At 26.1% G+C, this 16,828-nt stretch carries 13 protein-coding genes; 9 read left to right on the top strand and 4 right to left on the bottom strand.

The window, feature by feature from the left end; genetic code table 4:
- Window positions 1-62 precede the first annotated feature (62 nt).
- The 7 genes from mip to rlmD all read left to right on the top strand — a co-directional run bounded on the left by mip (window position 63) and on the right by rlmD (window position 6,315).
- The gene (gene mip, locus D2846_RS01950; protein WP_117275328.1) at window positions 63-2,600 is read left to right on the top strand and encodes an Ig-specific serine endopeptidase MIP; all 2,538 of its coding nucleotides are present in this window, start codon (window positions 63-65) and stop codon (window positions 2,598-2,600) included.
- A 112-nt stretch (window positions 2,601-2,712) separates the two neighbouring features.
- A complete protein-coding gene (locus D2846_RS01955) occupies window positions 2,713-3,318 on the top strand; it encodes an FMN-dependent NADH-azoreductase (protein ID WP_117275330.1) in 606 nt (201 codons plus the stop codon).
- An 89-nt stretch (window positions 3,319-3,407) separates the two neighbouring features.
- Window positions 3,408-3,560: a 50S ribosomal protein L33 gene (gene rpmG / locus D2846_RS01960; protein WP_117275332.1), complete on the top strand. Its 153-nt coding sequence runs from the start codon at window positions 3,408-3,410 to the stop codon at window positions 3,558-3,560.
- 2 nt (window positions 3,561-3,562) lie between these two features.
- Window positions 3,563-3,802 carry a preprotein translocase subunit SecE gene (secE, locus tag D2846_RS01965; protein WP_117275334.1) on the top strand — a complete coding sequence of 80 codons (240 nt, stop codon included), beginning with the start codon at window positions 3,563-3,565 and terminating at the stop codon, window positions 3,800-3,802.
- Between the two features lie 19 nt (window positions 3,803-3,821).
- Window positions 3,822-4,421, top strand: coding sequence for a transcription termination/antitermination protein NusG (nusG, locus tag D2846_RS01970; RefSeq protein ID WP_117275336.1), 600 nt, complete (start codon window positions 3,822-3,824; stop codon window positions 4,419-4,421).
- Window positions 4,422-4,472: 51 nt separating this feature from the next.
- Window positions 4,473-5,018 carry a 16S rRNA (guanine(966)-N(2))-methyltransferase RsmD gene (gene rsmD / locus D2846_RS01975; protein ID WP_235657963.1) on the top strand — a complete coding sequence of 182 codons (546 nt, stop codon included), beginning with the start codon at window positions 4,473-4,475 and terminating at the stop codon, window positions 5,016-5,018.
- Entirely contained in the window at window positions 5,011-6,315 is a 1,305-nt protein-coding gene (gene rlmD, locus D2846_RS01980; protein WP_223211500.1) for a 23S rRNA (uracil(1939)-C(5))-methyltransferase RlmD, read from the top strand. Before rsmD ends, rlmD begins: the two co-directional genes overlap by 8 nt.
- A 26-nt stretch (window positions 6,316-6,341) precedes the next feature.
- On the opposite strand, the gene D2846_RS01985 is transcribed toward rlmD, so the two are convergent.
- Window positions 6,342-8,726: a hypothetical protein gene (locus D2846_RS01985; RefSeq protein WP_117275342.1), complete on the bottom strand. Its 2,385-nt coding sequence runs from the start codon at window positions 8,724-8,726 to the stop codon at window positions 6,342-6,344.
- Window positions 8,727-9,182: 456 nt separating this feature from the next.
- Between D2846_RS01985 and D2846_RS01990 the strand changes: the two genes are divergently transcribed.
- The gene (locus D2846_RS01990; protein ID WP_117275344.1) at window positions 9,183-9,554 is read left to right on the top strand and encodes a hypothetical protein; all 372 of its coding nucleotides are present in this window, start codon (window positions 9,183-9,185) and stop codon (window positions 9,552-9,554) included.
- Between the two features lie 734 nt (window positions 9,555-10,288).
- Here the strand turns inward: D2846_RS01990 and D2846_RS03565 are convergent.
- The 3 genes from D2846_RS03565 to D2846_RS02000 all read right to left on the bottom strand — a co-directional run bounded on the left by D2846_RS03565 (window position 10,289) and on the right by D2846_RS02000 (window position 15,450).
- Window positions 10,289-10,642 carry a DUF5655 domain-containing protein gene (locus D2846_RS03565; RefSeq protein WP_220096525.1) on the bottom strand — a complete coding sequence of 118 codons (354 nt, stop codon included), beginning with the start codon at window positions 10,640-10,642 and terminating at the stop codon, window positions 10,289-10,291.
- Window positions 10,552-12,468: a DUF262 domain-containing protein gene (locus D2846_RS01995; protein ID WP_170128422.1), complete on the bottom strand. Its 1,917-nt coding sequence runs from the start codon at window positions 12,466-12,468 to the stop codon at window positions 10,552-10,554. The genes D2846_RS03565 and D2846_RS01995 overlap by 91 nt, the downstream gene beginning before the upstream one ends.
- A gap of 1,242 nt (window positions 12,469-13,710) precedes the next feature.
- Window positions 13,711-15,450 carry a GIY-YIG nuclease family protein gene (locus D2846_RS02000; protein WP_117275348.1) on the bottom strand — a complete coding sequence of 580 codons (1,740 nt, stop codon included), beginning with the start codon at window positions 15,448-15,450 and terminating at the stop codon, window positions 13,711-13,713.
- Window positions 15,451-15,595: 145 nt separating this feature from the next.
- Between D2846_RS02000 and D2846_RS02005 the strand changes: the two genes are divergently transcribed.
- Entirely contained in the window at window positions 15,596-16,828 is a 1,233-nt protein-coding gene (locus tag D2846_RS02005) for a replication-associated recombination protein A (RefSeq protein WP_117275350.1), read from the top strand.

Genomic DNA, 16,828 nt, shown 5'->3' on the forward strand with positions numbered 1-16,828 from the left:
ATAGTTATTAAATCTTAATAAATTGTTTATAATTAAATTGTATTTAATTATGGAGGTATAAAATGAAGAAAATTAAATCATTTTTATTATCTAATTTAGCAGCTTTAGGTATTATACCTATCGCTATTGCTGCATCGTGTTCAAAACAACCAGTTGAAAATAATCAAAAAGATAAAACTGATTCAAATAAAAAAGACACTAAAGACCCATCAAATGACTTAGACACCACAAGTCCTTCAACACCAATTCCAGGAACACAAGGAACACCGGGAGCAAATGGTTCAAGAAATAATAACCCAGAAGTAAATGGTGAAGAAGTTAAAAAATTCATTGCTAACAAAAGCTTTGATCAACTTTTCAAAATCAAAAATCAAACATTTAACAATACAATTGAAACTTCAAGCATTAGTGCAAATGAATTTACCAACAAACTTTCAAGTGATGAATTAAAAATCGAATCACTTAATGATATTGTAAAAGTTGAATTTGCAAATCCTATCAAAAACAGTGACAATCAATCAGTTACACTTTATGTTAAAATCGCAGGTATTGAGACTCCAAAACAATTTACTTTAACAGGATTTAAACGTGAACAAGTTTTGGATATCCAACCACCTCAAAAACAAGAATCAGAGTTCTCTTTATATAGAAAAATGACTCAAGTTGAAAGATATAAAAAAGATATCCAAGACTATGATCCAATCTTAGCACGTAACTCACAACCAAGAAACCTTGGTATTTCAGATGCAGAAAAAGCAAAATTTGATGAAAAAGCAAATAGCTTAAACTTACCAACATATGATAGAGCCAACTTATTAGGAATGACAATACCTAAATATGACTCAAATGGAACTTTCCTTGGTTTAGACATCAAAACAGATGGAGAAACACCAAAAGGTCCATCATGAGTTGATAACTATAGAAAAGATGGTCCAAAAAATAGAGGGCTTGCTAGAACTATAACAAATGAAACATACTCAAATATCGCTATGCAAACATATCAGTTTTCAATTGTTAACTGAAAAATTTCATCAGATGCAAATGAAAGAAAAATTACAGGTGAATTATTAAAAAATGATGAAGATTTAACAATCTTAATTAATAGAGTTCAAAATACTGAAAAAAGAAAAGAATTCTTAGATAAATACAAAAAAATCAAAGGTGTTCCTGCTGCAGTTAAATTATTAGTTGATGACAAAGATAACATTGGTATTTGACAACAATTAATCATTGAAAATGGAAGCGAAACTGAAGCTGCAAAAATTTATACAGAATACATCAAACAACATCGTGAAAAAATTAAAAATAAAGTTAATGCTAATACTGTTTTAAAACAAGATACAAAAGAAAGAATTAATAAATTTGTTGATGAGGCAACAGACTTTTATGAATTATCTTACTTACATCAACAAATGTCTGGAGTAGATGGTACTGCTTGAATTATGGACTACGAAATTCCAGAAAATGGTAAATACCCAACTAAATTCTACTTTGGAACAAACTTACACGTTATCGATGGGATGAGTCCTGATACATTTGTCAGCTTTGGTTTAGCAAGGCTTTCAAAAGATAGACCTTCTATCTTAAACACTTTAAAAGTTATTACTCAAGATGATGCGTTTAAAATGTATGGTTTTGGTAAAAATGCCTTAACTAGAATCTTCGATGGTAGAGATTATTTAAAAGCAGACCCAGTTAACTTCTTAGCAGATAAAAGTTTTGATAAAAAAGAATACATTGACTTTGCAATCTTTGAAGTTGACTTTGCTAAAACAGAAGAAAATACTGAAGAAAAAATCAGAGAAATTACAAATGATTATGCAGATCTTCCTGCTGAGAAAAAGGCGCAATTCGCAAACTACGACTACTTAACAAGTTATGACAAAATTAATGTTCCTTTAGCAGGTAAAGGTCCTACAGAACTTGAAAAATTTGATAACTTATATATTTTAGGTTATCCAAAAACAAATTCTGGTCAATTCTTAGATTACTATCTTGATAAATATGAAGACGAAAACCAATTAAAACATGCAAGAAATACATTTAGTTTATGAACAAACGCTTCATATAAATTTTATAAATCACATGCGCCAAGTGATACAGATGTTAACAAGAAAAAAGAACTTGAATTAGGAAGCTGACTGTCATATAACATTGGTTATAGAACATTTATTGATAAGCCGGGAATTAATGATCAATTCTTAAGTACACCTGTAAATGGAAATGGTTTATATAGATCTAATGATGGTAAACAATATGTTTCAATGAACCTTGCATATGCTCCAAAACAATATATTCCTGGTGGTGGAGCTTCAGGTTCTTCAATTAGAACAAAAGAAAACAAAATCGTTGCTATTTTCCACTCAGCCAATGCATTTGCTAGCGTCGGATTATCAGCAGCATTAAGATCAAGCGGATTTGATTATCAAGGTTTATATGGTACATATAACTTACCACAATATGATGTTATTTATGGAACAGGAAAAGATCAACAAAATTCATATCGTCATGAAATGTTAAAAAGAAATAAAGGTAGAACATGATTATTCCAAAATGGATTTGAAGAATCAAATGTTCCAAAAGAATTCAAATTTAAATAATTTTTTAACATAGTCAACAATGACTATGTTTTTTAAAAAGCATTACAAACATTTTTAAATTAGTTTATAATTTAGTCATAAATTGCAAAAAATGCAAAAAGGAGCTAAAATTATGAAAAAAATACTATTTTTAGATGGTTCATTAAATAATTCAGAAATTTCATACACAACAGCAACAATGAATTATTTAGAAACTTTATTTGATAAAAAAGAATATCAAGTTGAAAGAGTTAACTTAAACAACTCTAAATTTGCAGAATACAGCTTAAGTGCAAAAACATCAGCAACATACTGACAAGATATTGAAAGTGATAAATGAATCGATAAACTTAAAGAAACAGATTTATTAGTTATTTCTATGTCAATGGTTAACTATGGACCTACAGCAGTTGTTAAAAACTTTATCGATGGTGTAGCAGTTGCTAACAAAACATTCTCATACAAATACTCAACAACACAAGACGCAGTTGGTTTCTTAACAAACTTAAACGTTTTGGTTATTGGTTCACAAGGCGCTAACTTTGGTACATACCCATGAGGTGACCACATCAAATGATTAAAAGGAACATTCAACTTCTTAGGAGCTAAATCAACACAAAGCTTTGATATCTTAGGAACAAAAGTTTCAGAAATCTCAAAACAAACAGCGCAAGAATTTGTTGAATCAAAACAAAAAGAATTAAATTTATTAGTTGAAAATATTAAAAAATCATTATAATTATAAAAAGAAGTTTTACGACTTCTTTTTTATATCACGCAAGCAAATATGGATTTAAGAAAACTTGAATTTGTGGTAAAATAAAAACTATGAAACAAACCAATAAAGTAGCTTTATCTTGCGAAGAATGTCGTAGAAAAAATTATTATACAAATAAAAGTTTAGGAAATGCAAAACGTTTAGTTGTTAAAAAGTTTTGCATTCACTGCGGAATTCATACAACACACAAAGAAGAGGTTTAGTAATGGAAAATAAAGAAAGCCTTTTAACTAGCCAAACAAATAAAAAAGAAAAACCAAAAAGAGTTAAAAAATATTGATTAAGAAAAGTAGTTAAAGAAATCAAAAGAGTTCGTTGACCTGATTTCAAAACAAACAAAAAGAACTTTATTATAACTATAATCTTTGCAATTTTATTTACTATTTTTGTTTCATTAATAACATATGGACTTACACAATTATGAAGTACATTAGGTTTAAGCTAATATTAAATTGGAGATACTTATGACACAAATTAAATGATATATGATTTCAACAATTAGAGGTAAAGAAGACCAAGTTTTAGAATCATTAAACAACCGTATTCAAGCTGAAGGATTGATTCATGACTTTGACTTAAACGCTAATAATGGATCAGCTTTTAAAATATTTAAAAAACCTACTTTATCTCAAAAAGAATTCCAAAAGAAAAATGAAGGTTTAGATTACAAAGTTAAATATGTTAACTTATATCCAGGATACATCTTTGCAAAAATGCATATGTCTGATGAAGCTTGATTCTTAGTACGTAACACTCAATATGTTACAGGACTTATTGGATCATCAGGAAAAGGAGCAAAACCTACCCCATTAAGTAATTTAGAAATCAAAAAAATGATGCAACAAGAAGCAGAATTCCAACGTGCATTTGATGTTGGAGAAAATGTTTTTGGTTACACAGTTGGTGACTTTGTAGAAATTATTGATGGGATCTACATCGGTAAAGATGGAGAAATTCTTTCAATTAACTCAAAAGAAAACACAGTTACACTCAAAAGTGAAAGCTACGGAAAACAAGTTGAAATTATCATTTCAATGGAAATGATTAGAAAAGTTGAAAAATAATCTTAAAAGCACAAATTGTAAAATTTGTGTTTTATTAAAAAGGAAATGAACATGTTAAGAATAATTAGTGGAAAATATCGCAATCTTAAAATTGAAGAACCTAATTTAAAAATCACAAGACCAACAACAGATAAAGTTCGTGAAGCTATTTTCTCTTCATTACAATTTAAAATCGTAGACAAAAAAGTTTTAGACCTTTTTGCAGGATCAGGAGCTTTATCAATAGAAGCAATAAGCAGGGGAACATCATCAGCAACTGCAATTGAAAAAAATCGCGAAGTATTTAATGTGCTTTCCAAAAATGTTGCATATATTAACGATTCAAATTTAAAAATCCTAAATAATGATGCTTTAGTATTTTTAGAAAAAACTTCAGAGCAATTTGATTTTATTTTTATTGATGCACCATATCATGAATATGAACTAGTAAATAAAACCTTAAAAACAATTGCTGAAAAAGACTTATTAATTGAAAATGGTGAAATTATAATAGAAACAAATAGTGTAAAAAGTATTATTATACCTTCTGGTTTAAGAACATTTAAAGCAAAAAGATACGGAAGAATAGATGTTTTATACATCTGCAAAGATGAGTAAAATTAAAGAAAACGACATTCTCACAGTCACATGTCAAGAATTAAGTTATGAAGGTTTAGGTGTTTTTAGGATCGATAATTACCCTATTATAATCAAAGACTTTTTTCCAGGTGAAGTTGCTAAAATTAAGGTCACTAAAAAATTTGCTAAATATGCAAAAGCAAACGTAATTGAATTAATAAAAAGATCAAATGATCGTAATGACTTGGATATCAAACAAACTGATTCAATGCCTCTTGTTAACTTACAGTACCAAAAACAAATAGATTACAAAGATCAATATTTAATAAATTTATTTAAAAGAAATTTATTATTTGATAACTTACAAAACTTTGTACCTAGTGATCATATTTTTAACTATCGTAATAAAGCTAAATACCCATTAACAGTTCTTAATAATAAATTAGTTATTGGAACTTTTATAAAAGATTCCAATGATATTACAGACGAAGTATCAAATGATCTACTTAATAATCATCTAATCAATAAAGCTTTAGATCAAATTCTTAACATCATAAACCAACACTTTGAAACAATCAGCAAACAAAGTAATTTAAATTTATTTAAAGAAATAACCTTAAGAGTTAATCAAGAAAACAAAATGCAAGTTTTAGTTAACTTGCATAGTGATTTTGATTTACCAAAAAAATTACAGGAAAAATTATTTCAAATTGATTATATAATTAATCTTTCAGTTATTAAGAATAATAAAGTTATTGAACTATTTAAAAAAGAAGATTTTTATTTAAGCTTACTAGATAAAAGATTTATAGTTAACTCTCAATCATTTTTCCAAGTTAATAATAATGTAGCAGCTAAACTTTTTTCAAAGTTAAAAGAACTTAATCATGATAGCAAAAAAACATTATTAGATATCTTTTGTGGTGTTGGTGTTATCTCGAACTTAATCGCAAACAAAAACCAAAAAGTTATGGGGATTGATATTGTTAAAGAAGCCATATTAGATGCAAATAATAATGCTATACTAAATGATTTAAGTAATTATGATTATTATGCAAATGACGTCTTTAAATCAGTAAATATCATATCAAAATATACTGATGATTCTCTTACTATATTCGATCCGCCCAGAAGCGGTTTAAATAGCGATATAATCGATTTCATTTCACAAAACAACATGAATAATATTGCTTATATTTCATGTAATCCAAGAACACTTATTAGAGATTTAAAGGACTTCACTAAACATGGTTATAAAATAAAATATGTTCAGGGATTTGATATGTTTCCAAACACTAACCATATTGAAGTTCTAACAATATTAGCAAAAAAATAAAGCCATATCGGCTTTATTTTTATTTCTTAATTATCTTTTAATTTGATTTCAATGTCTTTTGAGTCATTTCCTAAAAATTGAAATGTATAAGTAGTAATAAGTGTCCCTTCTAATGTAGCGATTCTAGATAATTGGATTACTCTTGTATCTGAAGATGATAATTTAGAAGTAGGTCATATTTGAAGGATTGTATTTTCAACATCACTACCTTCTTTTGTTAAAACTTGAAATTCAACATCTTCATCACTAGTTCAACTAAAAGGGTTGCTATCTTTTATAAAGCTGATATTAAACATTTTTGATTTTATGTTTTTATCAAATTCTACATAAAGTTTATTATCAATAACATATGTATCAATAATTGATGGCGATTCTCTATTAAATTCTTTTGCGTTCTTTACTACAGGTGCATCAAAAACATATTCTTTTTCATCTATAATAACACTTTTAACAAAGAATTTTTCAACTTCAACTGTTCTGCCGTTTTCTTCATATGTTGCAGGAACTGGATGAGCACCTTCTACTGCTATTTTATCTGTTTTAGCAAGAACATGAATTATATCCCTTCTTTCAGAAGTAGAATATTTCACTGATTTTGGATCACTAGGGTCACCAATCCCTAAAACCATTTTTGCAAATTTTCTTTCTACAGTTGTTGATGAACTTTCATAAGTACCTTTTGGAGCTTCACCTGTGTAGTTAGTAACAATTTGTTTTCCGTTTCTTGTTCTCTTTGATTCTTCTCTTGCTTCTGGTAATTTCACAAGTTTTAAATCATCTTTTACTTTGATTTGAATTTTTGAACTATCGTTATTTGCATATGGTGCATGGAATAAGTATAGGTGGTAGTAATCATCTTTTTTAAGGATTATTTTGTTTAATTGTGCATATAAAGCACCATCTGCATGTTCTTCATTTAATCTAACTTCAAGAACATTTTTTTCTTCACTACCTTCTCTTTTCACAACTTCTCAGTCTAATGCTTCTTCTTTAAGTTCGCTTGAAGAATTTCCATTTTTATTTGCTCTTAAGTAGAATTTGTATTCGCTAATATCGCCGCTAAATTCAATATAAACTTTTTTATCTTTTGCATATACATCAAGAATGTTTACAACTGATTCATTTGGATTACCAGTGATTGGTTGATCTAAGTTGTATGTTTGGTTTTCAAGTTTAACTTGTTTAATTGTATATTCTGCAATATTTACTTCTTTACCGTTAACTGTTGCTTGTTGTGGTAATGAAACATTTCCTTTTAATTCTAATTTTTGTGTATCAGCTTTGTATGTTGCATAAAATTGAGAATTAAATTCTAATACTTTAACAGTGTTTTCTGCATCACTAAGTTTTGCTTCATAAACAACTGTAGCATTTTCAACTTTATTAGAGTATTGGTTGTATTTTTCTGGTGTATTTGAAACTGTAAATGATAAATCTTTTAATGTCATTCTAATTGACTGGAATCTTTGTGATTCTTCAGGCATTTGTGGTAAAGCAACACTTCTGTATTCTCTTGGTTTGTCTTTAACTTGAATACGGAATTTTTCTTTATCGTTTTCAATTCATGGTGAATGGAAAACAGATAAGTGGTAGTGTCCGTCTTTTTTAAGCATAATTTTGCTTAACTCAGCAAAGTATAGATCTTCATCTAATGTTCCTTTTAATGAAACTTCAAGAATTGTGTTTGTTTGAGCGCCTTCTCTTTTCATAACTTTAAAATCAATTTTGTTATCATTAATTTGCTCATTTGAGTTACCATTTTTAACCGCACTTATGTGGAATAAGTGATTACTAATGTCTTCGCTAAATTCAATGTAAAGTTTGTTATCTTTTGAATGAATATCTAAAATATCTACAACTGTATTATTTGGATTGCCAACAATTGGTTGATCTAAGTTGTATGTTGTGCCTTCGAGTTTAACTTGTTTAACTTTGTATTCGACAACTTTAACTTTTTCACCATCAACTGTAGCTTCTTGCGGCAATGTAACATTTCCTTTTAATTCTAATTTTTGCGAATCTGTTTTATATGTTGCGTAAAATGGTGAATCGAATTCTAATTCTTTAATAGTATTTTTTGCATCACTGAGTTTTGCTTCATAAACAACTGTAGCTTTTTCAACTTTATTAGAGTATTGGTTGTATTTTGCAGGAACATTTGAAACTGTAAATGTTAAATCTTTTAAAGACATTCTAATTGATTTAAATCTTTTTTCTGCTTCAGGTAATTCTGGTAATTTAACACTATCGTATTCCCTTTCAATAGGTTTTTCGATTGGGGTAACTACATCTTTTTTATTATCTGCTGGTTTAACATCTTCTTTTCTTCCACATGAACATGAAATTGTGGCTGACAAGGTTGATAAACCTAAAACACTAACCAATAATGGTTTTAAAAGTTTTTTCTTCATAATTTTCTCCTTTTTGTTTTTACAAACAAATATTTATGTACTTGTATTTTACAACTTTTTGCAATGTTTTAAAAAGAACAAGAAAAAATATGAAAATAAGACATTTTGAACAAAAACACATAATTAACCTAAAATTAAGGCTTTTAAAGTTTTTTTTTTTTTTTGTGATGTCTATTTATTTTAAAGCATAATCACCTTTTTTAAAAAAACAATAAAAGTTGAACTTTTATTATCTTTGTCATTATTGTAAAAATTATAAATTTCTTTTGCTTGTTTTTTAGAAACAACTTGTTCTAATTCCGATTAGACTGGAAAAATCATTCGGACACTTCCGAGTTATTTTTCCTGGTCTAATACATATTTCGATTTTACAAATTTTTATTTTCGAATTAATCAAGAAAATGACTTTAGAAAAAAAGGACCATCAAAGAAAGAAGGGTTAATCCTATCGTTTCAATGAGTTTGCTTTTAGGTGCAGATATGATACCTTTAAATATAAAGATTTTCCTAAGAAATCAATCTGAGAAACCAATGTTATATAAAACTATTAGAGACATGAAAAATTCAATAAATATATCTGAAAAAACAATACAAATTGCAGATAAAAGCTTAAATACAGCTAATAATATAATAGAAAGCATTGAATCAAGGTATGAATATATTTTTGGAAAATCAATTAAAAAGATGAGTTCTGAAGATAGGAATAAACTTTTAAAAGACCTGGATTTTGATATACTTAAATCATACAAATTAGGTGAAATTGACATTGCAAACAGGGAAAATTTTCAAAAGTCAAGTTTTAGATTACGAATTTTTATATTATGGTAACTTAAATTCAATTATTTCATATTTTTGCTAATGAAAAATATTAGGGAAGAAATATATGTCAAAGAAGAAACTATTTAAATTGTTATGAGTGATTTAACTAACTTCTGGTGTGCCCTTATTAATTGGATGTACCACAAACCAAAAAGAAGATACAAATGAAAAGGAAATGATTGATCATAAGAAAAATTTAAATGATGCTAAAGTATAATTAAATGTACTTCAAAATCATCGATATTCTGGTGATTTTCAAGATATTATCAAGTCTTGACTTTCGAAAAAAAGGACCATCAAAAGAAAGAAGATTCAATCATAGGGCATTTCTTGTTTTGCAATATATCAGTGCTTTTCACAAGACTTTTTAGAATTCAAATTTTTCGAAAATAAATATAATGCAAATACGATTTTTAGGGCTATTAGAGTTTTACAATGTACAAAAATCCAATATAAAAATAAGTATATAAACTTATTATCAAGAACGAAAGAATTAGAAGAAATTGCTGATGAATTATCGGCTAAATTATTAAATTATTATTTTTCTCAAAATGAACTAAAAAAATTTTAAATAAAAAAGCATCATTTTTTTATGAAAATTTGTGAAAGTCAAGTTTTGTATTTATATGTTAAATCAACTGAAAAAAATGCTAAATAATCTACTCAAAATCCTATTTAAATATTAAAAAAACCTAATAACAAATATTTTAATTTCAATATTTGTTATTAGGTTTTTTATTAAACTATTTATTTTTTTGTAATTCGTAAGATTGTTTAATGATATCCATAACATCGTCCACATCTTTTAGATTATTTAAAATTATTTTTGTGTCGCCAGTTCCTCAACTGCCTACTTTAGAAATGTCTTCTAACGGTACTTCTTGAGGGTTGTTTATTTCATTAACTTTCATATCAACAACAATAGTTAATCCTTTTTTTCTAAAAACTATGCAAACAAAATTACTTTTAAATTTATAAGCAATATAAATTTTTGTATAATTTCTACTTACATCTTTAAGTTTAAGAATTTTTTCTTCAAGATTATCAAATAAAACTCTAGCTTTATCACTGATATCATATGAATCAATTGTGTAAATTGGTTTATTTTTGTCATTATCTTTTTATAATGTTCTAATTCTTCTTCCGTGATATATGGATAGTTTCATATTTTCAATGCTATTACACTTAATTGATCAGCTCTTTCTACTATCTGTTCTTTGGTCCATTCAGATTGTTCAACAACATATTTATTAATCCGTAATGGTGTATCATTAAATCCACCTCTAATTGTTCTTTTATCTTCGAATGTTCTATCCCCCATTTCAGAATTATAATTTGTTAATGTTAAATTACCAATTGTGTGAAGATACTTATCTTGAACTTCTTCTCATTTATCATTAGAATTAGCTTTCAGCATGTTTTTTCATTCTTTGGAAAGATTTTTATTTTGTGGCATAATGTGTTCGATTGACATATTGCCTGTAACCATTACATTTTTAGTGTCATAATGTTCCAATTTGGTCAAAATGTATTTAATATATGTCTTTTTATATATCTGGCTATTTTTAAAAGCTTTTTTAAATTCTTCATCATCAGGAAATTTATTATAATTATTTGCTTGTTTAAAAAATGCTTTTATTGAATTTAAATAGTTACCATCAAAATTTTCATTTGCAGACTTTGCCAAAGCCAAAAATACTTTGTTCAATGCATTCGTAGCCATTCCACATATACTTCTTCTCAAAACATAGCTAATACACAATTTAAGAATTTCAATTAAATCATTTTGAAAAATTTTTTCATCTTTAAATTTTTTAAGAATTACCATTAAAAATGGGTTCATAACACTTATGTCTAGTATATTAATTTCTTCAAATAATTTATTTAATTTTTCACTAAATTTTTTAGGAGTTTTGATATTAATATAAATTTCAGCCATATTTCTCATATCGGCACAAAGTTCTTTGATACTTTCAAAGTTATTATTACCGCTTCAATCTTTAAATTGTTTATATATTTTGTCTTTTCTAAAAATTTTATTAAGTTTAATACTCAAATAATCTCTAATAAAATCATCCATGTGGATATCTTGATTTGCACCTTCAAATAATTTTTCAAAAGGTTTTCAGTATTCTTTATATAATTCTTTTTGATTTTTTCCACTAAAATTCATTAATATATAGTTTCTAACTAAATCAGATTGAGATAATACTTTTCCAGTCGAGTTTAAACATTCAAATATACTTTGCGGGTCATCTTCTCCATGCTTTAGTATTATTGATACAATTTGAAGCTTACCAATTGCTTCTAAGAGTTTTTCTAAATCAAATTCATTTTTGATAATACTATTTTGAATACTATTTTTAAAGAAATTATAAGAATTTAGTATTTTTGATTTAACTTTTTCGGGCAAATTTCAATTTTCATCAGGTTTATCAATTAAACAGTTAAAAACAACCCTATCATCTTCTGTTAATAATAGTTTATATTTTTTATCGTCAGATTCATTGGTATTTAATAAAAATTTGTTTAATGACTCTAATGATTTCGATTTCTCTTCTATTAATTTCAATTTGCAATTATTATTTGTAGATTCATCGGTGCTTATCTCCGATTTACATAGTTTCAAATCATTAAAAACGATATTTCTCAATGCAATCAATAACAAAGTTAAAGTAGTTATTCTTTGTTGTCCGTCAATAATCATGTACTTATTTGCACCAGCAATATCTTCTTCTTCAAGAACACTAACAATTGAACCTAAAAAATGACTTTTTTTATTCTGGCTTTGTATCTGTAAAATGTCGTTTCAAAGTCTATTACAATTACTTGTATCTCAACTATATAAACGCTGAAAAATAGGGATTGTATATTGGTTATTTTGTTCGAAAATTGTTTCTATATTCGTTGCTTTTACTATCATTATTGCACTCCTATATATCATCAAAAGTTAATAACTAATTATTTATATGCAGATTAATATTTTGAACATTAATTAATAATATTGTACCATAAGGGCCTTGACTTTCGAAAGAGCACCACCTTATTTTAAAAATATAAAGCAGTTAATTCAAAAATACACTAAATTGTGTATTTTTTTAAAATATTTTATAAATTTTATGTATATTTAACATAGTGCTTTTTAGTGCTTAAAATACATAAAAAATAGGTTAAAAATGGCTTATTATCTTAAAAGAACAAAGAAAAAAAGATGATGTTTATTTTCGAATATACGAAACTTTTTATGAGAAAAAAATAAAGAAGGTCGTTAGTTAATCAGTAAAAGCAATAGGACTGTCATCAAAACTTTTTAAAAGTGGTATAAATGATCCTGAAAAATATTTCATTGAGCTAGTTAAAGAAATTAATGACAAAATAAAAATTGAAATAAAAAATGGAAAAGAAACATTAAAACTTGCTCACAAAGCAATAAACATGAATAAGTATCAATATAAAAGATTTCTTTAGGCAAACAAATAAGTATATTAAAAGCAGTGTAAAAAATGACGTTGAATTTGAAGTTGACTATGACAAAATTGAAGAAGATTTAAAAATTTGTGGATTTAATTTGCAAGTAACATCAGAAACCAAAATGGATGAATTGCAAATAATAAATTCTTATTCGAATTTATATAGAATTGAAGAAAGTTTTAAAATTCTGAAATCAGAATTAGATGCTCGCCCAATATATTTACAGAAAGAATATTCAATCGTAGAACATTTCTTAATTTGCTATAAATCGTTGCTTTTTCACAAGACTTTTAGAATTCAATTTTTTTAAAATAAATATAATGCAAATACGATTTTTAGGGTTGTTAAAGATTTAAAATGTGCAAAAATCCAAGATGAAGATAAGTATATAAACTTATCATCAAGAACGAAAGAATTAGAAGAAATTACTGATGAATTATCGGCTAATTTATTAAATTATTATTTTTATCAAAATGAGCTAAAAAAATTTTTAAATAAAAAAGTACCATTTTTTTATGAAAATTTTCAAAAGTCAAATTGAAATAGTGCAAGAAAAAATATGAAAATAAGACATTTTGAACAAAAACACATAATTAACCTAAAATTAAGGCTTTTAAAGTTTTTTTTTTTTTTTTGTTTTGTGATGTCTATTTATTTTAAAGCATAATCACCTTTTTTAAAAAACAATAAAAGTTTAACTTTTATTATCTTTGTCATTATTGTAAAAATTATAAATTTCTTTTGCTTGTTTTTTAGAAACAACTTGTTCTAATTCCGATAAAGTTGCTTTTTTTAAATTATCAAAAGTTTGAAACTTTTTAATTAGTTTTAATTCAGTTTTCTCACCAACTCCAGGAATGTTTAAAACTTCTGAATTTAGTAATTTATCAATTCTTCTTTTGTTTAAATATTCTTTGGCTCTTTTGTCAACTTTAAATTGTGCACTTTCAAAAAATTTAAATGTTGTTTGGCTAAAACTTAATGTATTATTGTTTTCATCAATAACTTTTTGTGTTTTATGAAAATCATTTTTTACTAAACCAATAATTTTATTTTTAAATCCATAATTTTTAAGAGCTTCTTGAATTTCTTTAATTTGATTGATTGCTCCGTCTGCGACAAAAACATCATTTTCTTTTACACTCGCTTCATATAGTTTTAAGAATTTCAAAACATTAAAATACATGTATTTAAGGTCATTTTCTTTTTCGAAATTTGCAATTTCTTTTTCTAAATTCCACTTATGTAAAATAGGTTTATTATAGTTGAATTGATTAATTTCTAGCACCGCTCCTACACCATCTTTGTTTTTTTCAAACGAATTATCAAAAATATAAAGATTATTAACTTCAATACCTAGTTTTTGTGATATTTCTTTAAAAATACTTTCGCCTTTGTCGTTTGAAAGTGACTTATACTTTTCATCAAGATTAAGCTCAATATTTTTTAAAATATTTGCGTTAGTACCAATTTTAGCGATACTAATTAGTGACTTAAATTGTGTGTTAATTTCATTAATATATTGAACAGAAGTTTCATTAATGAAAATTTGTTTAGGTAAAATTTTATCTTTATAAAATGTATCTAAAAAGTTTTCTATAAATTCTTCCAAAAGGCCATTTCAGTAAAAATATTTAATAAAAAAATTTGTTGTGATTCCGTAGTTATAACTCTTGACACCAACTAATGCAATGTTATTAATTTGCTTAAAAACAATATAATCAACTTTAAAAATTTTCTCAATCTCAGTTACTTGTGGCTCTTTTGTTTTTCTTAAGAATTCCTGGGCTTTTTGATATTTAATTGCATTATCAAATTCAAATAATGAAGCAAAACGCAATTCTTCATCATATAACTTATTAACAAAATCATTGTTTTTAAATTTAAAAATTTCAATAATTTCATCAAAAATTATTTTAGCTTCTCGATAACTTTGTTTAGTTATTAAAATACCCTCTTTATAAGTATAAAAACTCTTTAAAACATCAATAAAGTTTTTATGTTCATCATTATAAAATAATGGCCCATAATAAAATTCATTTTCTGAATTATGTTTTTTGCTAACTTTTTCACTAAAACCAAATTTAATAAGGTTTTTACTATCAATAAATACCTTAATATAAGGGCTTTTTGAACTATATACAAGTTTAATATTATATTTTGGGGTATTTTCTTTAATCATTCTTTCTTCAAGATGTAGTGCATCACGTTCATTAAGTGTATAGATAACTTCATAATCAGCGATTTGTTCAAACATTTTTGAAGTTTTGTATGAATTTAATGATCCAGTAAAATACTGTTTCATACGTTTTTTTAGCTTTTTAGCTTTACCAATATAAATAATTTCACCATTAATATCTTTTCAGAGATAAATACCTGGAGATTCTTTTACTTGTTCAATTTTTTGTAAAATTTCTTGATGTTTTTGAGTCATAATATTAATCAAATTATAGTTTAAAAACCATTAAAATAAAAATCTTTTTAATGAATATAATGCAGGAATTTACGTTAATTTTAGTAAAAGTTTTTTCAAACTTTCATGCCTTAAATATAGTTATATATATTATAATTTAATAAATATGAAGAAAAATCTCGCAAATAGTTTACGTCCATCAAATTTATCACAAATTATAGGCCAAGATCACATTAAAGAACTTTTGCAAAAAGTAGCATATAAAAAACTTCAAAATAGTTTTATCTTTTTTGGAGAAAGTGGAATTGGTAAAACTTCAACAGCTATAGCTCTAGCAAAGGAAATGGATTTACCGTTTGATTATTTTAATGCATCTATCGGATCTAAAGGTGAATTAGTAGAATTATTAAAAACTAATAAGATTTTAATAATTGATGAAATACATAGGTTAAATAAAGATAAACAAGAGATTTTATTATCATATTTAGAATTTGACAAAATTATTGTTTATGCAACTACTACAGAAAACCCATATTTTAAAGTTGTGCCCGCTATTAGAAGTAGGATGCAAATTCTTGAGTTTCATAAACTTTCAATTCAAGATATTGTTTATGGATTAAGGGAAATAATTAAAAATAATTTTCCAGATCTAAAAATCAGTAATGAAAAACTTGCTATGTTAGCAAGTTATTCATCTGGAGATTATCGTGCAAGTATTAATAACTTGCAAATGCTTGCATTCTTAAAACAAGATTTAAATGAAATATCAGAAAAAGACTTGAAAACAATTATCCCTAACGTTAGCTTTTATACTGATAAAAATTCTTCAGAACATTATAATAATCTTTCAGCATTTCATAAGTCATTGCGTGGTTCAGATGTTAATGCAAGTTTATATTATGGATTTTTAATTTTAGCAAGCGGTGATCATGATGGTCTTTTCAGAAGAATGCTTGCCATGGCTTATGAAGATATTGGTTTAGCAAATCCTTCAATTGGTCAAAGAACTTTAGCTGCAATTCAAACATTTGAAAGATTAGGTATGCCTGAAGGGGAATTACCAATATCAGTAGCTATTGCAGAACTTGCTTTATCACCAAAAAGTAATTCAGTTTACTTAGCAAAAGAAAAAGTAAAAGATTTTATTTTAAATCAAGGAAAAGTTTTTAGGATACCAAGTCACTTAAGAGATTCACATTATAAATCATCAGTAAAACTTGGGGATGGGATTGGGTATAAATATCCTCATGATTATCCTAAAAATTGAGTAAGGCAATTTTATCTACCTAAAGAAATTAAAGATGAAGTATTTTATCATCCAGGAAATAATAAATACGAAAATGATGTTAAAAAATATTGAGATTCAATTAAAGAAGCTCATAATAATGATAAGGAGTAA

Source organism: Mycoplasmopsis edwardii, assembly GCF_900476105.1.
GTDB classification, from domain to species: Bacteria; Bacillota_I; Bacilli_A; order Mycoplasmatales; family Metamycoplasmataceae; genus Mycoplasmopsis; species Mycoplasmopsis edwardii.